General features: G+C 61.0%; 17 protein-coding genes. 9 read left to right on the top strand and 8 right to left on the bottom strand.

What is annotated here, in order from left to right; translation table 11 throughout:
* Window positions 1-2: 2 nt before the first annotated feature.
* Window positions 3-2303 carry a penicillin-binding protein 1C gene (pbpC, locus tag LRS06_RS05230; RefSeq protein WP_257870513.1) on the bottom strand — a complete coding sequence of 767 codons (2301 nt, stop codon included), beginning with the start codon at window positions 2301-2303 and terminating at the stop codon, window positions 3-5.
* A 78-nt stretch (window positions 2304-2381) separates the two neighbouring features.
* Here pbpC and LRS06_RS05225 point away from each other — a divergent pair, with 78 nt between their 5' ends.
* On the top strand, window positions 2382-2978 hold the full coding sequence (locus LRS06_RS05225; protein WP_257870512.1) for a Uma2 family endonuclease: 597 nt from the start codon (window positions 2382-2384) through the stop codon (window positions 2976-2978).
* 50 nt (window positions 2979-3028) lie between these two features.
* On the opposite strand, the gene LRS06_RS05220 is transcribed toward LRS06_RS05225, so the two are convergent.
* The 3 genes from LRS06_RS05220 to LRS06_RS05210 form a co-directional block, all read right to left on the bottom strand.
* Complete coding sequence (locus LRS06_RS05220) at window positions 3029-3796, bottom strand: protease inhibitor I42 family protein (RefSeq protein WP_257870511.1); 768 nt, start codon at window positions 3794-3796, stop codon at window positions 3029-3031.
* A 149-nt stretch (window positions 3797-3945) separates the two neighbouring features.
* On the bottom strand, window positions 3946-4275 hold the full coding sequence (locus LRS06_RS05215) for a hypothetical protein (protein WP_257870510.1): 330 nt from the start codon (window positions 4273-4275) through the stop codon (window positions 3946-3948).
* 138 nt (window positions 4276-4413) lie between these two features.
* Window positions 4414-9969: an alpha-2-macroglobulin gene (locus LRS06_RS05210; RefSeq protein ID WP_257870509.1), complete on the bottom strand. Its 5556-nt coding sequence runs from the start codon at window positions 9967-9969 to the stop codon at window positions 4414-4416.
* Window positions 9970-10162: 193 nt separating this feature from the next.
* Between LRS06_RS05210 and LRS06_RS05205 the strand changes: the two genes are divergently transcribed.
* The 4 genes from LRS06_RS05205 (at window position 10163) to LRS06_RS05190 (ending at window position 13013) form a co-directional block, all read left to right on the top strand.
* Complete coding sequence (locus tag LRS06_RS05205) at window positions 10163-10507, top strand: DUF6567 family protein (protein ID WP_257870508.1); 345 nt, start codon at window positions 10163-10165, stop codon at window positions 10505-10507.
* Between the two features lie 457 nt (window positions 10508-10964).
* Complete coding sequence (locus LRS06_RS05200) at window positions 10965-11519, top strand: helix-turn-helix domain-containing protein (protein ID WP_257870507.1); 555 nt, start codon at window positions 10965-10967, stop codon at window positions 11517-11519.
* Window positions 11520-12039: 520 nt separating this feature from the next.
* Complete coding sequence (locus LRS06_RS05195; RefSeq protein WP_196953507.1) at window positions 12040-12456, top strand: hypothetical protein; 417 nt, start codon at window positions 12040-12042, stop codon at window positions 12454-12456.
* Window positions 12457-12599: 143 nt separating this feature from the next.
* On the top strand, window positions 12600-13013 hold the full coding sequence (locus LRS06_RS05190) for a hypothetical protein (RefSeq protein ID WP_257870506.1): 414 nt from the start codon (window positions 12600-12602) through the stop codon (window positions 13011-13013).
* 22 nt (window positions 13014-13035) lie between these two features.
* Here LRS06_RS05190 and LRS06_RS05185 read toward each other — a convergent pair whose 3' ends face one another.
* A complete protein-coding gene (locus LRS06_RS05185) occupies window positions 13036-13632 on the bottom strand; it encodes a Uma2 family endonuclease (protein WP_257870505.1) in 597 nt (198 codons plus the stop codon).
* 106 nt (window positions 13633-13738) lie between these two features.
* On the opposite strand from LRS06_RS05185, the gene LRS06_RS05180 reads away from it, so the two are divergent.
* On the top strand, window positions 13739-14497 hold the full coding sequence (locus LRS06_RS05180; RefSeq protein WP_257869755.1) for an IS5 family transposase: 759 nt from the start codon (window positions 13739-13741) through the stop codon (window positions 14495-14497).
* A 190-nt stretch (window positions 14498-14687) separates the two neighbouring features.
* On the opposite strand, the gene LRS06_RS05175 is transcribed toward LRS06_RS05180, so the two are convergent.
* Entirely contained in the window at window positions 14688-14894 is a 207-nt protein-coding gene (locus tag LRS06_RS05175) for a hypothetical protein (RefSeq protein WP_257870504.1), read from the bottom strand.
* Window positions 14895-15221: 327 nt separating this feature from the next.
* Here LRS06_RS05175 and LRS06_RS05170 point away from each other — a divergent pair, with 327 nt between their 5' ends.
* The 3 genes from LRS06_RS05170 to LRS06_RS05160 all read left to right on the top strand — a co-directional run bounded on the left by LRS06_RS05170 (window position 15222) and on the right by LRS06_RS05160 (window position 17991).
* A complete protein-coding gene (locus tag LRS06_RS05170) occupies window positions 15222-16127 on the top strand; it encodes a LysR substrate-binding domain-containing protein (RefSeq protein WP_257870503.1) in 906 nt (301 codons plus the stop codon).
* Between the two features lie 68 nt (window positions 16128-16195).
* Window positions 16196-17392, top strand: a complete 1197-nt coding sequence (locus LRS06_RS05165; protein ID WP_257870502.1) for a threonine synthase — start codon at window positions 16196-16198, stop codon at window positions 17390-17392.
* A gap of 56 nt (window positions 17393-17448) precedes the next feature.
* Window positions 17449-17991 carry an alpha/beta hydrolase gene (locus tag LRS06_RS05160; RefSeq protein ID WP_257870501.1) on the top strand — a complete coding sequence of 181 codons (543 nt, stop codon included), beginning with the start codon at window positions 17449-17451 and terminating at the stop codon, window positions 17989-17991.
* Here the strand turns inward: LRS06_RS05160 and LRS06_RS05155 are convergent.
* Window positions 17984-19228: a glutamate-5-semialdehyde dehydrogenase gene (locus tag LRS06_RS05155; protein ID WP_257870500.1), complete on the bottom strand. Its 1245-nt coding sequence runs from the start codon at window positions 19226-19228 to the stop codon at window positions 17984-17986. The genes LRS06_RS05160 and LRS06_RS05155 overlap by 8 nt on opposite strands.
* Before the next feature lie 337 nt (window positions 19229-19565).
* A complete protein-coding gene (gene proB / locus LRS06_RS05150) occupies window positions 19566-20657 on the bottom strand; it encodes a glutamate 5-kinase (protein WP_257870499.1) in 1092 nt (363 codons plus the stop codon).
* Window positions 20658-20692: the final 35 nt, after the last annotated feature.

Genomic DNA, 20692 nt, shown 5'->3' with positions numbered 1-20692 from the left:
GCTTACAGTTCCGTCACGGTCACCAGCACATCGGTGTTGCGGCCGTGGTCGTCGGCACAGGAGATTTTGAGCGGCCCGGGCTGGGGCCGGAAGAATACCCGCTCGGTGGCGGCGGCGGTGCGCAGAAACTTGTCGTTCACGTACCAATGCACCTGGCGCACCTCATTATCCGTAGTGCAACTAAGTAAGAGTTGCTGCTGCTCGTGGCGGTTGAGCACGTACTCCGTGTTGGCAGCCGGGGAGGTAATGGTCGGTGCCCGCTCGGTGCCGCGCACCAGCTGACACAGCGGGTTGTGGGGCGGCAGCCGCCGGTACGGAATGCCCTGGTCTTGCTTGTAAGCGGCCACTTCGGGCAGCAGATTGGGGTACAACTCCCGGCGGTAGCCCGCCGCCGGGGCGCAGGTGCGGCAGTACGTAAAGCTCCCATCAGCCGACACCAGTACCTCCCGCACATGCTGGCAGCGCAGCCCGTTGGATACGCCCGGTAGGAAATAGTCGATTACCTGATTCGGGCAGTTTTCACCCGGTACCAGCCCGCTCTCGGCGCATACCAGCCTGAAGTCCAGCGCGGCGGGCGGCACAAACCAGTCATTGGGCGAGTTGTAGGCCAGCGTGTTGAAGAGGTCGAACAGCAGGGGCGTAGCCACGTCGGAACCCGTGAGGGCCGGGCTGCCCTGCCCGCTGAAGTTGCCGACCCACACGCCAATGGTGTACTGCCGGTTGTAGCCAATGCTCCAGGCGTCGCGGCGGCCGTAGCTGGTGCCGGTTTTCCAGGCAACTTTGGGCAGGCGCATGCTGCTGGCCGCGCCCAGCGGGAGGTCGGGTCGGGTAAGCTGGGCCAGGATGTCGGTGGTGAGAAAAGCGGAGGCTTCAGAAAGTAGCACCGCCTTTTGCTTGCTGGCCGGGGCCGATACAAGGCTCAGCGGCGCGTACTTTCCCGCATCGGCCAGCGTCACGTAAAGGTTGGTCAACTCCTCCAGGCTGGCCCCACAGCCGCCCAGAATACTGCTGAGGCCTAAACGGGCGCGGTTGCGCGTTACGCTCTGAAAGCCAGCCTGCCGCAGCTTGTCGGTGAAGGTGGGCACACCCAGTTGGTTGAGCACGCGCACGGCCGGGATGTTGAGTGAGAAAGCCAGGGCCCGTTCCAGCGTCACCTCCCCGTTGCAGTGCTTGTCGAAGTTCTCGGGGCGGTATCCCTGGAAGTTGGTGGGCACGTCGGGCAGTAGTTGCTTGGGTGTGACGAGGCCGCGGTCCATGGCCAGCGCGTACAGAAACGGCTTGAGCGTACTGCCTGGGGAGCGGACGGCCACCACGCCGTCGTTCTGGCCCTGGCCCGCGAAGTCCCGGAAATCGGCCGAGCCCACGTAGGCTTCCACCTGCCGGGTGCGGTTATTTACTACCAGCACGGCAGCCTGCGTGATGCCCAGCTCGCGGAGGCGGCGCACGTAGTTGCGCGTCAGGTCTTCGGCCTTGCTTTGCTTGCTGCGCTGCAGGCTGCTGCGGATGATGGCCTGGCGCGGAAACTGCCGCACCAGCCGGCGCGAAAGGTGCGGGGCCAGCACCGGCGCGGCGTGGCGCTGCACGTCCAGCGGCTCCAGCAGGGCATCTTCCACGTCGTCTTTCGGAAAAAGCCCGGCCTCTCCGAAGCGCTGCAGCCAGCGGTTGCGCTCCTGGAGCACCGACGCGTTGTTTTTGCCTAGTATCAGCCCCCGGGGCCGGTTGGGAATGATAGCCAGCGTCACGGTCTGGGCCAGGGAAAGGTAATCGGGCGTTTGCTGGAAGTACAGCAGCGCCGCCGACTTCACTCCCTCCACGTTGCCGCCGTAGGGCACCAGGTTCAGGTAAAGCTGCAGAATCTCGTCCTTGCTGTAATGGGCTTCCAGCTGGGTGGCGCGCAGCATTTCCAGCAGCTTGTTGCCGAAGGTGCGCTCCTTGGGCTCCAGCAGCCGCGCCACCTGCATGGTAATGGTGCTGGCCCCCGTAGTGCGCCCCTTGCCGAAGAGGTTGCGCCCGGCCGCCTGCACCAGGGCCACGGGGTTCACCCCGAAGTGCCACCGAAACCACCGGTCTTCCTTCTCGATAATGGCCTTGCGCAGCACCGGCGTGATTTCGCGCAGCTCGGTTTTCATCCGCCACTTCTGGGTGGGGTTGAGGTAGGCGTGCAGCACCGAGCCATCGGCTGCCAGCACAATGGGCGAGTACTGCGGCGCGGGCGGCAGCGGAAACGCCCAATCCAACCCCAGCAGAACCAGCAGCAACAAGCCGAAGCCCGCCAGAAGACGTAAAATGATGCGGCGTTTCACGGGAGCAAGTTAGCAGATGCGCACCCTGCACCGGTTGATTTGCATCGTATATTCGTTTGTTTCTCTACTGCTGCAGCCATGCCCGTCATCACCGATATTTCTCAGCTCGACCTCACTAAAACCTACACCTACGCCGATTACCTCACCTGGCAGTTGGATGAGTTTGTGGAGTTGATCCGCGGCAAAGTGCGCCGCATGAGCCCCGCCCCGCGCGTACGGCACCAATCTATTTCCTTCAACCTGGGAGGAGTAATCAGAACGGCTTTGCGCGGTAAGACCTGCCGGGGCTTCGCCGCGCCGTTCGATGTTCGCTTGCTGAAAACCTCCGCCAACGGAGACGCCCAGATGACTACCGTGGTGCAGCCCGACCTCTGCGTGGTGTGCGACCTGGGTAAGCTGGACGAGTTTGGCTGCGTGGGTGCGCCCGATTGGATTATCGAAATCCTAAGCCCCGGTAACACCGCTCACGACAGCAAAACCAAGTTCGATCTGTACGAAGAGAACGGCGTGCTGGAATACTGGATGGTGGACCCCGGCCAGAAAAACGTCATCATCTATACCCTTAAAAACGACCAGTATGAGCTGCGGGGAGAGTTCTACCAGCCCGGACCCATTCCGGTAGCCACGCTACCCGGGGTAGAGCTGGAATGGACAGAGGTATTCGAAGGAATATAAAACTGCTACTATTCCGGTCATAAAAACGGCCAGCTTAGGTAGCGGAGCGTCTATTTGGGCGGCTCGGGTACTTCCACGTCTACCTCGAAGTCACGCTTGGGCGGCGCTTCGTTGCTGGTGGCATTGCGGTAGAGAAAGCGCAGCGTGGTGCGGCCCGGCTTCAGGGCCTGAAACTGGAACGTAACATCGTCTTCGCTGCCGGCTTTGCGCTTTTTCGGTTTCTTCGCTGGCTTCTCGGCCGGGGTAGGTAGCAGCTGCAGCACGCTGTCGTCAAGCGGCAGCACTTCCCAGGTGTACTGCGAGCCTACGGTGTTGTCGAGGCGGATGAGCAGTTGGTCGCCCTGGTTTACTTTCACCCGACTATGGTTGCCGTATTCCGTGATGTTCACGTTTTTGGCCACGCCCGGCTTGTCGATGGTGATAAACACGTGGAAGAAGCCACCTAAAGCTGCATATCCGCTCCCCGGTTGAGCCGATACTAAGGCCAGGTCCAGGCCACCCGTTCCCACCGCTTGGAAGTGGATTTCGAAGGTAGCCGGTGCCCCCGGCACGCCGCTACTGATGCCCGGCAGGCTGTGCGTATTCGTCACCGTCAGCTGCCCCGGGTAGGTTTGCGTCAGGCGCCAGCCAAAGCGCGGGGAAATGGTCGGCAGCCGAAGAATCAGCTGGTCGCCCACGTTCAGCTGCACCTGCTTGCCGTTGTCGTTGGCGTTGAGCGTGACGATGTCGGCTCGGGCATCTTGAGTGCTCATCAGCCCGGCTATGAGCAGCACACTCACACAGAGAAAACGTCGGATGTGGATAGGCAGTAGCTTCATCGGAAACAGGCGTAGAGAAGGTTCATCTGGCTAACACGCTGAAACAGCGGCCGAATGAACCTTCTCTACGCAGGCCTACGGGAAAAGCTGCGGCCGAGCTTTCGGGAAAAGATAGCAGGAGGGGCTTGAAGATTGCTACAGTTCAGGTGTTACTGAGCCTGTTTCTCCCGGTAGGTGCGTGCCCGCAGGGTATCGAAGCGCTGCTCCAGGTCTTCGGTACTGACGAAGAAGGCCGGGTTCAGGTCAGCGTCCCGAAGCGAGTCGAGCAGGGCTTTGGCCGGGACGTACTGCCGCTGTTTGATCAGCGCGTCGGCCCGGCTCAGCGTTTGCTGGCCCCGGGCGGCCGCTTCGGGACTATCGGCTTCCCGCGTTACCCGGCCCTGGCCATCGGTGTGGAAGTAGAAGTAATAACCCATCCACAGGATCATGCCCAGAAACATAACCAGGATGGAAATCAGGATAACGCGCAGGTTTACCATAGTTAAGAAGGAAGTCTGTTTGCAGAGGAAAATAAGAACGTCATGCTAAGCGAAGCCGAAGCATCTCTACCGCTCCGTTGAATCGTTCGGTAGAGATGCTTCGGCTGCGCTCAGCATGACGGACTAGGGCGCCAACACTTACCGCACCCGCACTACGCCGGCGCCGTTGTAGCTGTGGTACTCGGCGTTGTACATGGCATCGGCGCTGACGGGGCCGAGCTTGAAGGTGCCCTTGCTCACGGCCCGGCAGAGGTAATAGAACGCCTTGGGCGCGGGCGTGACGGTGGTGAACAGGTTGATCCGGTCGTCGCGCACGTCGAGGTAGTCGGGTTGGGCGGCGTCGGTAGCCCAGGCCAGGTCGCGCACCGCCCCGATGCGCGGATTCTCGATTTCCAGGCCGGCGGGGAGCAGGTCGGTAATGGCCACGTTCTTCACTTCCCCGGCGGTTTCGGCCGACTGGATGGTGATTTTGACCACTACCAGGTCGTTCTGCCGGAAGCTGGTGCTACCTACGGGCGCGCCGCTGCGGTCCAGGAACTGGCGACGCACTTGCAGGTAGGCGTCTTCCTCGCGCACCTGGCCGGTGGGCGAAATGCCCTCCGTTTCCCAGAAGTAGTACAGGCTGCCTTTGCCGCTGGTGCGCAGGGCCAGCTGGCGGTTGGCCACGTTGCTTACCGTGAGGTCTTTGCCCGAGAAGTTGCCAATGGCCTTGCCATCAGCCAGCAGGCTAGCCACCACGGTGCTGCCGGCGTTTTTCTTCGCCAGCTTGCCCAGGGCCAGCAGGGAGAAGGCCCGCTCCTGGGTGTTGAGCCAGCCGGCCTGCTTTACCTGACGGCTCAGCTGGCGGGCCAGCGTGGTTACCTGCGGGTTGGCGGGGTCGGCGGCGAGCAGGGCATTGAGCACTAGGGCCTCGTCGCGGATGGGGGAGGAGAAGGCCCCGTCGAGCTGGCGGCCGGCAATGCTGGGCGAAGCCCCGAAGCGGGAAGGCACCGTGCTCTGGTAGCCGCGTTGGTTGCCGCTTAGGGCGAAGGCCGCCGCCAGCAGGTAGCGCGAATCCTCGGCCAATTGCGGGCGGTTGGCTTTGTAGTAGTTCAGGCCCACGGCATCGGGGCGGCCAGCCAGGGCCAGCACGTAGAGCGAGTAGGCAATTTCCTTTTTGGCCAGCGTCACGGGCTGAATCACGCCGCCGGTCTGGATGATGTTGTAGGTGTCGGTTTCGCGCTTGCGCACCCGGGCCTGCAGGTAGCGCAGCACCCGGTCCAGCACGTTCTTATTCACGTCGAAGCCGGCTTGCTGGGCTTCCAGCAGGAAGTGCGCGGCGTAGGTGGTGGCCCACCAGTTGTCGTACTCGCCGCCGGGCCAGTAGCTGAGGGAGCCATTGTACATCTGCTGGGCTTCCACCTTGCGGATGGCTTCCTGCACGTGGTAGTTGGGGTTGAACAAGCCCGCCTTGCCCGTTTTACCGGTTTTCTGACCCAGCGTGGCGGCCAAATCACCGTAGTACAGCTGCGGGAAAGCGGCCGATACAGTTTGCTCCAGGCAGCCGTAGGGGTACTGCAGCAGGTAGCGCAGGTCCTTGGAAAACTCCGTCATCGGCGAGCGGCTCACTACCAGCTGGCTCCGCAGGGAGGAAGGCAGGAAGTCGGTTTTCAGGTTGAGCTGCTGGGCCGCCCCGCCCGCCACCACGCCACTGCCGGTACGCTTCTGCAGCGGCGAAGCAGGACGAACGGGTAGCTCAATGGTTTCGGTAGAAAGAGGGTCAATTTTACCATTGGATGTGGTTTTACCAACCGTAACTTTAATCGTTACGTTACCAATAGCCCGCTTTGCAGCTATTCTATACAAAAATCGTTTCTCAGTATTAGGTGGCAGGCTTCCCAGTTCAGCGTGGTTCTGCCAAGTTGCTTCGCCTCGACTATTCATCTGGGCAGCCGGTGCATCTACCAGTTCCGCAGGGCCTGTTACTTGAATAGCGCGTGAAAAATCCATTGCGGCTTTTGTCGTATTCGTCAGCGTGACGGGCACATCAATTGTGTCGCCGGGGCTGAGGAAGCGGGGGAGGGCGGTTGAAATAACCACCGGGTCAGCCACTTTCATGGTGTGCTCGGCCGAGCCGAAGGCATCGTCTTTGTAGGCCACGGCCATGATACGGATGGCCCCGCTGAACTGGGGCACCTGCAGCTTGTAGCGCACCTTGCCGCTGGCATCGGCGGTGAGCACGCCGCTCCACTTGGCGAGCAGGCGCACGCGGCGGTTGGGCACGGGCGTGGTGCGGCGCGAGAGGTCGTAGCCGTCGCCGCCGGTGGAGCTGGAGCCCAGCTCGGGCAGCAGGAAGGGGTACACGTCGTAGGCCTGCACTTCCAGGGCGCGCTTCTGGTAGAAGTAGCCGTAGGGGTCGGGCGTCTGGTAATCCTTCATCTGCAGAATGCCCTCATCTACCATAGCCAGCGTCACCTGGGCGCCGGGGGCGGTGGTTACCTCAATCAGCTGGGTGGTGCGGGAGCGGCTTTGCGCGGGCGCCTTAATGGCCACCTGCAGGCGGGCGCCAGGCTTTTCTACCGTAAGCGGCACAAAGCCCCGGGCCACCGTCAAGGGCAGGCGGTTGTCCTTGATTTCACGGATGGCGGTGGCCGTCACGTAGATGTTGGGCACGTGGTTGCCGCGAATCGCTACGTCCACCTTCGCCGATTTCTCGTCGGTGTTTACGTAGAAGTGCTCGAGCACCCGGTCCCGCTCCACCGTCACGAGCACGCGGCCGGGGAAGGGCGTTTTCAGCAGCAGGTGGGCGGTTTCGCCGGGCTCGTACTTGGGCTTGTCGGCCTCTATGGTCACCTCGCCCTCGTTGTTTACCTCAAAGGAGTTGCTCTGGGTGTCGCCGTAGCCGTAGGCATACACGCGCCGGGCCACGTAGGTAACCGCACCCGGCCGGGAAACCCTGATTTCGTACTCGCCGGAATAGGTGGGCGAGAAGTTCAGGCCGGCGTCGGAGCCCCCTCTGGCTACCGTCACGCTGCGGTTGAGCACCAGCTGCTCGCGCTTCTGCGAGTTGTAGATGTAGCGGCCGCCCTGGCGCTCAATCACCGTTTCCCAGAGCAGGCGCACGATGGACACCCGGGCCTGGGCCGACGTAGGCTTGCCGGCGGGCGTGAGGGCTGCCAGCTGCACGGCCAGGGGCTTGCCGGTGCTCACCAGGTCATCGGCGCTCCGGATGCCGAACAGCACCGGCTGGGTCTGCACCTCGAAGGTGGCGAGGCGGTTGACGGGGCGGCCGGTTTCATCGAACACGGTGGTGAAGGCAGCGCCTTCCAGGGTGCCCAGGTCAGTGTAGTCGGGCACTTCGTAGGTGGCGGTGCCGCGGCCGTTGGCGTCGGTGGTGCCTTCGCGGGTGGTTTTCTCGAAGCGGTTGGAAATAGGCGTCGATTCCAGGTCGCCGTAGGCCCCGCGCTGCTTGTCGCCGCTGTTGATGGCGAAGGTGTACTGCTCGTAGCCTTTCGGGCTAAAGCTCTTCTCCTTGAGGGAGAATTCCACCTCAAACTTGCGGTCGGCGGCGGGCGGGCCAAACAGGTTCTGGGCCGTAATCTTCGCCGAAACCGACTGCCCGGGCTTCACCACGGCGCGGTCGGCTTTCACCGTCACCTTCATGCGGTCCGGAATAAACTCTTCCACCGAGAGCTTGCGCGAAGCCAGCAGCACGTCGTTGCCGGTCAGCACTTCCAGGGTGTAGAGGCCGGTCATCACGGCCGGGGGCAGCAGGAAGCGCGCCTCAAAGGAGCCGGCCCCGGATAGTTTCTTCTGCAGACTGGCGTACTCCTTGCCCGTGGGCAGCAGCAGTCGGATTTTAACCGGCAAGCCCTTGGGCGGGGCCTGCCAGTCCTCGGTGCGGATGACGGTGTTGGTTTGGATAGTGTCGCCGGGGCGGTACAGGTCCCGGTCGCCGTAGAGGAAGGCTTGGTAGCGGGCCGCGTTGCTTTGTAGCCCGCCCACCTCGAAGCGGGAGGTTTCTACCCGGCTGCGGTTCAAATCGAGGAAAGTGAAGTCGGAGCCCTGCTGGGCCATCACCATGCCCAGCTTGAAGCGGCCGTTGGCGGCGGTGCTGTCGAACTTGGCCACGCCGTCGCGGTTGGTGAGGCCGGTGCCCATCACCTGGTTATTGGTGCTGATAAAGCGCATTTCCACCCCGCTCATGGCCTTGGCGTTGCGGATGGAGTTGGCAAACACCAGCGTGCTGCCGGCCTTGCCCTGCTTGACAATCAGCCCGATGTCGGACACGGCTACCAGCTTGCTTACCTGCAGCCACTGCCGCTCGGTGTCCTGCACCTTGATGATGTAGAGGCCTTTCAGCCCCCCGGCAAACTCCAGGTCTTTCAGGTTCAGGTTCAGCAGCCGCAGACCCTGGGCCTTGGGCAGGCCCGACACGGTGTAGGTGCGCTCGGTGAGGACGTTGCCCAGGTTTTCCACGTCGTAGTACTGGTAGGAGCGGTCCACGTACTCGCCGTCCTCACTTTCCTCCTCGTAGCCTTCGGAGTCTTCGCCATCGTAGCCGGGGTAGCCATACTGGGTGCCCCCGCGCAAAAGCTGCTGGATGTTGTTGGCGTACACCTTGGCAATGGTCACTTTCACCTGGCCCACCTCGTTGATGCGCACACCCAGGTTGCGGGAGCCCAGGGCATCAAGGTACATGGCCTTCTCGGCGCTAGCAAAGGAAATGGTGGGCCGCTCATCGGAGAAACTCACCGTTTGGGTGAAGTTCTCGTTGAGGATGCCGCCCAGCCCGCCGCGCAGGCCCTGGCGCAAGCTCACCTGGTAGCTCTTGCCCACCTCGAAGCCGCCCTTGAGGCGGAAGCCGTTTTCCAGCTCCTCCACCTCATACGCCACCTGCGGCGACACCGACAGGGCGCTCTGCAAATCCACTGTCGTGACGGGCTGGTTGGTGAGGATGGTCACAATGGGGTCGGCCGACTGCAGCGTGCCCGTGATGGAGCGCACTTCCAGGGCTTGGGGGTCGGGCACTTCTACCTGCTTTTCGTAGTCGGACTTGGAGGGCTGGTCGCTGCCCACGGCGTGCAGGCCCTGAGCCAGGGCCACCGTGAGGGGAGAGCCGGGGCGCACCTGCTGGTTGAGGCTCACGCGCACCGTCTGGCCCGGCTCGTTGCTGGCCACCTCGAAAGCTACGGGCTGCCCGTCCTGGGTTACGCGGAGCAGGGGCTTCACGTCGGTGGGCTTCACGGGGTAGTTGAAGGGCAGCTCCACGCGCATCTCGGCGGTGCCGGCGGCCCGTTCCGAGCGTCCCCAGAAGGCCTGTGGCTCCTGCAGCTCCAGGTAGGGCGTGTGAAATTTCTGGCGGTTTTCGGGCAGCTCCACGTTGCGCTTGCCCTCCGGTAGCGCGGCCGTTTGCAGGGTAGCCTTGAAAGACGTGCTGGGCCGGAACGGCGTGCTGGGTGAGAAGATCAGCTCCCGGTCGGAGTTCCACTTGAACTTGCCGCGCACGGCGGGCTCAAACTTCACCACCTGCACCGTGTCCCAGCGGTCCTGCAGCTCGGGCGTCACCACGGCATCCGTGAACTGAAACACGAGGTTCTGGTACGGGTCAATTTCCTCGCCGTTGGGGTCTTGGCCGGCGTCGGAGCCCAGCTTGGAGCAGGCGCATAGCAAAGCCAGCAGCACCAGCAGCGGCAGGCGAGTAAGGGTTTTCAATAGCATGGATAGGGAGGAGCTTGAAAGGACGCCGGAAGGTATATTTTTTATGCTTGTCAGCTAGGTGCTTACAGTGTAAACGTAGAAATTAGTTTGAACCAGAATATCTGTGTGGCTAGTTTTAGAGAAATATTAGTGTCAATTAAGTATTTGTATTAAATACCGTTATGCTAATATTTAACACCCATTTTTCATGAAAAAAGCGTTACTAACCTCTCTTGCTGCCTCATTGTTGCTGACTCAATCTTGCGCTGTTCACAGTGGCTTAATCACGAGTGGTGCGACTATCCAAGCAAACAACTTTACGATAGTTGAAAGCAATGTACAGGGAATGGCTAAGGCCAGGTATATCTTCGGTATCGGTGGGCTTTCTAAGAATGCACTAGTTGCTGAAGCAAAGAAGGACCTAACTCAGAAGCACCCTTTGAAAGCCGGGCAAGCCTACACAAACTTCATTGTGGACTTTAAGGCCTCTTATCTTCCTATTGTAACTGGCAGTAAATGTACAGTAACCGCCGATATTGTTGAGTTCAAATAGGTGTTATTTTGCTAAAGAAATAAAGGCTTGGCTCATAGGATGAGCCAAGCCTTTTAACTGACGCCTTACTGGCGCGAGTTTAGCCCAGCGTAACCCATGCTCAGCCATAAGGTGGAGCTTGTAGCTGCACTACCGCAACGCGGCAAACTGGTACTACGCCGTTTGGATAAGATAGGCAAGGGCAGGCGAGTTGAAAACTCGCGTCATGTTGTGACACGAGTTACGCTCCGCTAAGCTCACGCCAGTTGCGGAGACGCTACCGTGTTAAACTCACGCATCCAACGAAGCGGTAGAGATGCTTCGACAAGCTCAGCATGACGGTCTTTTGATCTTCGTTCGGATTCCGTAAAGACCCAAAGAAGCAACTGTCTCCTTAAAACAAAAATTACCAAATAGCGAGACAAGAGCGGTGTCTCCTTATATTTGAGAACAAGAAAAAAGGAGACAATTCAACGCTATGCCCCGTTCTCTGCGCGTGACGGCCGTGCCGCACTACCTTTCGCTGATTCGCACGGGGCTGGGCCTGACGCAGGAGCAGCTGGCCGGGGCCCTGAGCGTGTCGCGCCACTTGGTCACGAAGATAGAAGCCAACCAGCGAGTATTGCCACCGGCGGCCGGTTTAATTGTTGCGTGGCTGGCGCAGGCATTGCCGGTACCCGGTCCGCCCGTGCCGGCCGCGCCCTTGGTGCCCACCCACCTGGCACCCCTCCAGGCCCGGGCTACGGTCGTGGCCTACGAAACCGAGCAGCTCGCCCGCCGGCTGGCGCGGGGACAGGCCCGGACCGCCCGCGCCCTCGACTGGCTGCGGGCCGCACCCAAGCTGCTGGCCACGCTGCCCCCCGAGGCCGAGCGCCAGCGGCTGTGGGTAGCTGCCGTAACGGCCGAAGCCGAAGGCGCCCTGGAAGGGGACGGCAACCCCGCCCAGCACCGGCTGCTGGCGGCCCGCCTGGCCGGCCTGCGGGCCGAGGCCACCGCCCTGGCGGCCTACCTGGCCGAGGTACCGGGGGTGTGAAGGCTGGTGTCCCTGGCAGCGTACGACTGGCGCGAGTTTAGCGGAGCGTAACTCGTGCTCAGCCATTAGGTGGAGCTTGTAGCTCCACTGCCGCAGCGCGGCAAGCTGGTTCGTGCCATTTGGGTAGATTAACGCAGATGGACGAGCTGAAAGCTCGCATCATGGCATGTCACGAGTTACGCTGCGCTAAACTCGCGCCAGTTGCGGGGTCTCTATCCCTACTTAAATTCGTGGGGAAGTGAATTGCGAAAAGGTGGTAGGGTGCGGGGCTTGTCCCCACCCGTCGGGCGCGCCGTTAGCGAGTAAGCGGGCAACGACGGGCGGGGACAAGCCCCGCACCCTACGCACGACAGGTAGCGCTACGTTAAGCGGCTGGCATAGCCGCTGATTAGCAAGTGTATAGTATATAGAAAATATTTTGCTTTGTGTAAGCAATGTGGCTGATCCTGTGGCGTTTTAGTGGGGCGGGTAGCACCCCACACTGCCCTTCACTTTCTCCACCTTTATTTACTTACCCTTCATGGCATACCCTGTGAATTCATTGACTTCCAAGGCCGACTGCGACCTGGTGCTGGAAGAAGCCGCCGAAGAGCGCGCCGACCTGGAGTACCGGCAAACCCAGCTGCAGCGCCTGCACACCATGGGCAGCGACCGGGCCACCGAGAAAAGCGCCGAGCTGACCGGCGCTACGGCCGAATACAATACCCTGACCACGCTGCTGGCCAGCATGACCGAGGGTCCTACCAAAAAGAAGAACGAGCGGGAACACAAGCGCCTGGAGTACCGCATCTACGTGCTCAACCAGCAGCAAGCCACCGGGGCCACGGGCGTGGTAGCGCAGTTCAAGCGCCTCTACGAGCTGAACTGCATCACTCGGGAGCTGGCCGAAAACGCCGCCCTTAAATCCGAGGTGGAGGCTCGCAAAGCCGCGCTGTAGCATTCAGGTATAGGTAGTTATCCGCTGGCCCTTCGGGGGCACCATCGTGGGGATGGTGCTTTCGAGGGGCTTTTTGCAGTACTTACCGTACATTTTGTTTTCCTCGCACTCATTGACCTGCAAAAATGCCGGTGGCATTACCCTTGGATATTTCGGATGAAGGCTTACTAGAGGCAGTGCGCACGTGGGTGAAGCTACTGGAAGAGGAACGCTACAAAGACGCCTTTAACTTTACACACCAAGACCCCTATCATGCGTGGACGCCCGAACTAATGCGCGATATTATTTATGGATATGGAATCGTGGAAATGGAAACTGAGGGTGAAAGATTTAAAGTGACTTCTATCGAAGAAGCCAAAGAACGGAATGGTAGGCCGTACGCGGACGTGGATTTCCATATGCCACGAAAGCATAGCATAGAAAATACGTTGATAGTAGCGGAAATCTGGTTTAGCTTGCCACTGAATGGGGAATGGAGTGACCTCACAGCTTCCTTCAACGTGCTATATATGCCGGAATGCGTGTCGCTTGAGCTGCAGGAAATACACGTCTTCTGAGTAGATAGGAGTTTAGCTTTACTCACACTCCCTCAGACACCTCCGTCCACTCAATACTGAACTCCGGGAGCGTGTGCACGGGAATGAGGCCGGGGGTGTAGAAGTCGCCGTGGGGCTGGTAGCGGCCTTCGTGCAGCACGAACACGGAAACCGTCTTCTCGCCGGGAAACACAATCCAGTATTCCAGCACGCCGTTTTCCTCGTAGAGGTCGAACTTGCTCTTGGTGTCGTGGCTGGCGTTGCCGGGGCTCACGATTTCGATAATCCAGTCGGGGGCGCCGAGGCAGCCACGCTCATCCAGCTTCTGCGGGTCGCAGACCACGCAGATGTCGGGCTGCACCACGGTAGTAATCTGCGCATCGCCGTTGGGCGTGGCTTTGGACAGGCGCACATCAAAAGGCGCGTGAAAGACCTCGCACCCGCGGTGCGCCAGATACGAGTAAATCATGCCGGTAAACCGACTGGAAATCCGTTGATGCGCTACCCGCGGGGCAGGGCTCATGCGCCGCACTTTGCCTTTGATGAGCTCAATAAACTCGTCCAGCTGCCAGGTGAGGTAGTCGGCGTAGGTATAGGTTTTGGTAAGGTCGAGCTGGGAAATATCGGTGATAGGCGGCATAGCGGGGCGGCGGTTGATGCTTAGAGCGTGTTTGGGAATTGAGTAAGGGCTAAAAAGAGACGAGTCAGTAAGTTGCGCGGGGAGTTCCTAGGCTTCCACGGGCATTATGGTTGATGGCTACCAACCCCTTACTGACTCGCAGTGGCAAGTTATCAAGTCGCTGCTGCCCACGCAACGACGGCGGCGCTTGTGTTTGCGGCAGGTGTTCAACGCCTTACTGTATGTGTGCCGCACGGGCTGCCAGTGGCGGGCGCTGCCCCCACAGTTTCCACCCTGGACGGCGGTTTACTACTATTTCTATCGCTGGCAACGGCTGGGTCTGTGGCAGCAACTCAATACGGTCGTCAACGCCCTGGACCGAGTCGCACACGGCCGCGAACCGACTCCGGCGCTGGCCTGCATAGATAGCCAAAGCGTCAAGCTGGCCCCGCGCATCTACGAGCACCGCGGCCTGGACGCGCACAAGCTCGTCAACGGCCGCAAACGCCAGCTCCTAGTGGATTCCGGCGGGCGTATCTGGGCCGCGCACGTGCACGCGGCCCACCGCCACGACAGCACCGGCGCCCTGGCATTGCTGCCCCAGCGGCCTTGGTGGGCACGGCGCCTGCAGCTTGTGCTGACCGATGCGGCCTACCGTGGGCGCTTTGCCCAGCAACTGCTGCGGTTGGGCCTAGTCCAACAAATTAGTAGTCGGCCGCCTACCCTGCACGGCTTCGTACCCCTGGCCCGGCGCTGGGTCGTCGAGCGCACCTTCGCCTGGCTGGCCTGCTTTCGCCGCGTCGTAGTCGATTACGAATTTACCCCCGCTAGCCATGTCACGTGGCTGTTATTGGCCAACATCACCATGTCGCTCAATCGGTCCTAAATTCCCCAACACGCTCTTAAGGTAAAGATACGGCCCGCAACGCACAGACGACGTGGTGACATTCGTTGTCAACCGGACAAGCCTCCAGCCCTTAATCAGCAAGCCCGCCGCTCTTCTTCTCGTAGCGCTTGCAGGCGGAGAAAAAGAAACGACGGGCTCTTCATCTGGTTCACCAACCAGGTCCTATGGCTTAGAAGCTGAACATGCGCTTGCGGCGGCGCAACGTCTGCTTACGCTTCTGGATGCGGCTTTTTTCGATAGTCTTCTTGCCCAGCAGCGGCAACTTAGCCACGAGGGTAGTAGAAGCCGTAGCCGCTTCGGGCGTGGCCGCCTGCGTGGTGTAGAGAGGAGCAGTGGCCAGCAGGGCAACAACGAGGAGGGAAACGAAAGTTTTCATAGCGTATGGAGAAGAAGTGTGGAGCGAAGAAGTGCGTTGATTACGTCACAATATTACCACCGACTATTGGCTAAGTACAACCACATGATGATGTGGCAAGCCTGCCGCCAGCCACAGAGCAAGCCACTAAAATTGCGTTTACAGCGTAGATAACGTGTTTTTAGTGAGGGAGTAGAGCGGGCCTTATCACCCATATTGGGTGACTTAGAGGGGAAAGCTGTTTAGCCTGGGCAAGTGCACAGTCCACGAAAGCGGTTTTGCCGCCTGAAATGAGAAGCCGGCGCCGCAGGGTCAGGCGCTGCTCCGGGCAAGTAGTACCTTGCAGCCATGCTTTCCCATCCCCACGAAGTATTTCTGGAAGTAGCCCGGCAGCTTAGCTTTACCAAAGCCGGGCAGACGTTGTTCCTGAGTCAGTCGGCCGTGAGCAAGCAGGTGAAAGCCCTGGAAGAGCACTATAAAACGGGCTTGTTTGAGCGTCTCGGCAACAGCGTGGCCTTGACGCCCGCGGGGGAATTGCTTTACCGGAAGCTGTTGGTGGCCAAGCAGCTCCAGCACGAACTGCACCAGGAGTTTGCTGAGGTAAGTCCGGGCTTCAGTCCGCAGGTGCGCATGGTTATCGGAGCCAGCACCACCATTTCCCTGTATGTTATTCCGCCGGTACTCTCGGCCTACCTGCAGCGCTACCCGGGCACCCAGCTCACCCTTAAAAACCGCAACAGCGAAAACATCCTCAAAGCCCTGTTGGAGCACGAAATCGACCTGGGCATCATCGAAGGAATTCACAAGGTCAGCAACGTGACGTACACGCCCCTGCTCACGGATGAGGTAGTGGCCGTGTGCTCGGCGCGCCACGCCGGGCTGCCGGAGGAGTTGGCAGCTCAGGACCTGTACCATACCCCGCTGGCTTTGCGGGAGCAGGGCTCGGGCACCCTGGCGGTGCTGGAGCAGGCTCTGGCCGAGCAGAACATCAAGCTGACGGACCTGCCGGTGAAGGTGCGCCTGGGCGGCACCGAGGCCCTGAAAAACTTTGTGCGGGTGGATACCTGCCTGGCCTTTCTGCCCCGGCAGGCCGTCATGAAAGAGCTGGCTTCGGGCGAGCTGCGGGAGGTGCCTGTCCGGGGCCTGCACATGGTGCGGCACTTCGATTTCGTGCAGCGCAAAGGCACCGAGAACAACCTGCCTTACAAAACATTCGTGCAGTTTGCCCGGCGCTACTATTCCCTGCAGGCATAGCCTATTCCATATGGCCATTTGCGTTCGGCATACCGAACCGGAAGCTTTGCGTTTCATTTTCCATGCCCATGCAAAGCACCCTCGAAGCCATCAGCCGCCTGCAAACTCTGGAATGCTCGGTGTGCCGGACGCCTTACTCCGCTACCATTTTACAGCGCCTGTCGGACTGCTGCGCCGCGCCTCTGCTGGCAACCTATCAGCTGCAGGCACCCCTCAGTCACGAAGCCGCCATTGATGTACACGAGCCCAGCATGTGGCGCTACCGCAGTTTGCTGCCCTTGCTCGATGAGGCCAATCAGGTAAGCCTGGGCGAAGGGTTTACGCCGCTGCTGCCCCTCACCAGCCTGGCCCGCCGCTACAGCCTTTCAGAGGTTTTGCTCAAGGACGAAGGGCAGAACCCCACCGGCTCATTCAAGGCCCGCGGCCTGAGCATGGCCATTTCCAAAGCCAAAGAACTGGGCGTAGAAGGCTGCATTATTCCCACGGCCGGCAACGCCGGAGTAGCCATGGCTGCGTATTGTGCTAAGGCCGGGATGCGCGCCGTGGTCGTAATGCCCCGCCATACGCCCCAGGCCTTCAAGGAGGAATGCTACTGGTATGGAGCCGAAGTACACCTGGTTGATGGCCTTATCAACGACTGCGCCGCCCGGGTGCGGGAGCTCAACCATGCCCACGAGCTGCTTGATGTTTCCACGCTGAAGGAGCCCTATAGGCTGGAAGGCAAGAAGACGATGGGGTATGAGCTGGCCGAGCAGTTGCGCTGGGCGCTGCCCGACGTGCTATTGTACCCGGCCGGCGGGGGTACCGGCCTGATCGGCATCTGGAAAGCGTTCCGCGAAATGCAGACCCTGGGGTGGTTGCCCGCCCAGGTGCGGCTGCCGCGCATGGTAGCCGTGCAGGCAGCGGCGTGCGCGCCGCTGTGGGCCACCTACACGGGCCGGCAGGCCAACAGCCAGCAGTACGTGGGGCAGCCCACCATTGCCAACGGCCTGGCCGTGCCGCGCCCCCTCGGCGAAGCCCTGATGCTGCAAGTGCTGCGCGAGTCCGGGGGAACAGTGGTGCCGGTTGACGACCAGGAAATGCTGGAGGGAATGCGCGAGCTGGCCCGGCACGAAGGCTTGTTTGTGGCGCCCGAAGGAGCGGCCGTGTGGATGGCGGCCCGCAAGCTGGTGGATGCCGGCTGGATTGGTCGCCACGAGCGGATGCTGCTGTTGAACACCGGCTCCGGGCAGAAGTACCTCGAAAATGTAATGGGACAAGCCTGAGGAAGCTTAGTGAATACCACGGGCCGCTTACCTTGCCGCCGCTTATCGTAGCCTTTATGCCTGCTTTATCCCCCGTACTGCTCCTTCCTGGCCTGGGAAACTCGGGCCCCGCACACTGGCAAAGCCGGTGGGAGCAGCACTACGGCTACCCGCGCGTAAACCAGCACAACTGGGACCAGCCCGCCTGCCACGACTGGGTACAAATGCTTGACCGGGCCGTGGCAGCGGCCGGGCCGGACGTGGTGGTGGTAGCCCACAGCCTGGGCTGCGCCACGGTAGCGCACTGGGCCCGCACTACCCGTCACCGCCTGGCCGGGGCACTGCTGGTAGCTCCCGCCGACGTAGACCGCCCCAACTTCCCATCCGAAGTCACCGGCTTTGCGCCCATGCCGCTGGCCCCGCTGCCTTGCCCCAGCATCGTAGCAGCCAGCACCAACGACGAGTACGTGACCCTGACGCGGGCGCAGGCGTTTGCCGGGGCCTGGGGCAGCCGCCTGGTGAACGTGGGTGCCTTGGGCCACATCAACTCTGCCTCTGAGCTGGGTTTGTGGCCGCAGGGGCATGCGCTGCTGCGGGAGCTGATGGGCTTGCTTACGTAGTTCGCACCTGCCCGGTGCCGCGCACCAGCCACTTGTAGCTGGTTAGCTCGGCCAGCCCCATGGGGCCGCGGGCATGCAGCTTCTGCGTGCTGATGCCGATTTCGGCGCCCAGCCCAAACTGCGCCCCGTCGGTGAAAGCAGTGGAGGCATTGGCGTACACGGCGGCCGCATCTACCGCGTTCAGGAACCGCTCGATGTGGGCGGCATCTTCCGAAATAATAGCTTCACTGTGACGGGAGCTGTGCGCGGCAATGTGCGTCAGGGCTTCAGCAAGGTTGTCAACGGTTTTGATGGCCAGCTTCAACGAAAGAAACTCGGTGCCGAAATGCTCGGGCCGGGCCTGCTCCAGCAGCGCCGCCGGATACAGCCCGCGCAAGGCCGGATACGCCTGCGCATCGGCGTAGATGGTGACGCCGGTCTGGGCCAGCGGCGCGGTGAGAGCGGGCAGATCTACCAGCCGACTGGCGTGAATCAGCAGGCAGTCGAGGGCGTTGCACACGCTCACGCGGCGGGTTTTGGCGTTGGCAATAATGGCGCGGCCTTTCGCCAGGTCGGCGGTTTCATCGAAGTAGGTATGCACGATGCCCGCGCCGGTTTCGATGACCGGCACCCGGGCGTGCTGGCGCACGTAGTCGATGAGCGACTGGCTGCCGCGCGGAATCAGTACATCCACGTAGCCTACTGCCTGGAGCAGCGCCTCGGTGGCCTGACGGTCGGGTGGGAGCAGCGTGACGGTAGCGGCCGCCAGGCCGTGGCGGGCCAGCACACGTTGAATAACGAGGCCAATAGCCTGGTTGGAGTACGCCGCATCGGAGCCGCCCTTGAGCAGGCAGGCATTGCCGGTTTTCAGACAGAGCGCGGCTACGTCGAAGGTCACGTTGGGGCGGGCTTCGTAGATGACGCCTACCACGCCCAGCGGTACCCGCACTTTCGTAATCTGCAAGCCATTAGGCCGCTCTTCGGTCAGCAGGGTTTCGCCCAGGGGCGAGGGCAGCGCCGCCACGTTGCGCATGTCCTGGGCAATGGCCTCCAGGCGGGCGGCGGTAAGCTGCAGCCGGTCGTACTTGGGGTCATCAGCCGGCATCAGGGCTAGGTCCCGGGCATTTTCGGCCAGCAGGAAGGAGGTTTCCGCCACGGCGGCATCGGCCAGATCGAGCAATAGCGCCGTAATGGTTTCGGCCGGCACCTGGCTGAGTGGGCGGCTGGCTGCTTGCGTGGCCTGGAAGAGGGCTTGCATAGTTGTTAATGTGCTGATGTGGGTGAATGTGCTTCGCTTCGCTAATGTGTTTTGGCAATGTGCTAAGGTGGTTGAATGTGCTGATGTGCTAATGAGTTTGTGTTATGGCGAGCAACGCGAAGCCATCCATCCTGGGCAATGTGTCCAGCCTCGGGACGTGACAAACCCCCGACGTGCGCCACCCGCATCTGGCTGAGTGGGGAAAGAACGAGTCTGGTGTTGTACAGGACGAATTGACGCCGCTTGATGTGCGGAATGTCATAACTCCTCGCCACGACAGCTCAAATGCATTAGCACATCAGCACATTCAACCACCTTAGCACATTAGCGAAGCACATTAACTCATATCCGCCGAAAGAAAGAGGTAATCGTAGTGGACCAGGGGTTTCTGCTGCTGCTGGCCGAGGCGCTCCAGGGCTTTGTCGGCGCCGTATTCGGCCAGGCCCAGGCCCAGGGGCTTACCCACTTCATCCAGAATGCGGATGATGTCGCCTTTTTGAAACGTGCCCATGATGGCCAGCACGCCCACGGGGAGCAGGCTGGTGGCCTTGTTGGGCGCAAGCAAAGCGGCCCGCGCCCCGGCATTGATGAGCACCGCGCCCTTGGCCGCCAGGTCGGAATGGGCAATCCACTTTTTCTTGCCGGAAGCAGTTTTGTTCGGCTGAAAGCGGGTATTGACCACCTCCTGACGCAGCAGGCGGGGCAGCACGTTTTCGGTTTTGCCGTTGGCAATGTGCACGGAAATGCCCAGCTGGGCCACTTTGTGGGCCATGTGACACTTGGTAATCATGCCGCCGCGCCCGAACTGGGAGCGTTGCGTGGACACAAACGAGGAAAAGCTGGTGGTAGTGGGCGTAATTTCCGGGATAAGCTCGGAGCCCGGGTCCTGCGGGTTGCCATTGAAAATCCCATCCACGTTGCTTAGGATCAGCAAGGCATCGGCATCAAGCATGGTAGCCACCAATCCGGCCAGCTCATCGTTGTCAGTGAACATCAGCTCCGTGACGGAAATAACGTCATTCTCATTCACGATGGGAATGATGTTGTTCTGAAGTAAGGCCCGAAAGCAGTTCTGCATGTTCAGGTAGTGCTGCCGGTCGCGGAAGTCTTCCTTGGTTACCAGCACTTGGGCGCACAGCAGCGCGTGCTCGGCCAGCAGCTCGGCATAGGTCGCCAGCAGCTTCACCTGGCCCACGGCGGCCAGCACCTGTCGGCTGGTTACGGCATCGGCCTTCTCCGGCACCTGCACCAGGCTGCGTCCCGAGGCCACCGCCCCCGACGACACCACAATAACTTCCTTGCCCTGCTTTTTCAGCTCCGCAATCTGCTCCACCAGGTGGCGGATGCGGGCCAGATCAAGGGAGCCGTCGGGCTGCGTGAGGACGTTGGAGCCGATTTTTACGATGATGCGGTGGTACGGAAGCGCCATAGGTCGTCAGCAGGTTCGGGGCCGTAAGGTAAAGT

Origin of the sequence: Hymenobacter sp. J193, assembly GCF_024700075.1 — a bacterium.
In the GTDB taxonomy this organism is placed as follows: domain Bacteria; phylum Bacteroidota; class Bacteroidia; order Cytophagales; family Hymenobacteraceae; genus Hymenobacter.
The sequence above is the reverse complement of the archived record's forward strand: the minus strand, read 5'-3'. Positions and strand labels throughout refer to the sequence as shown.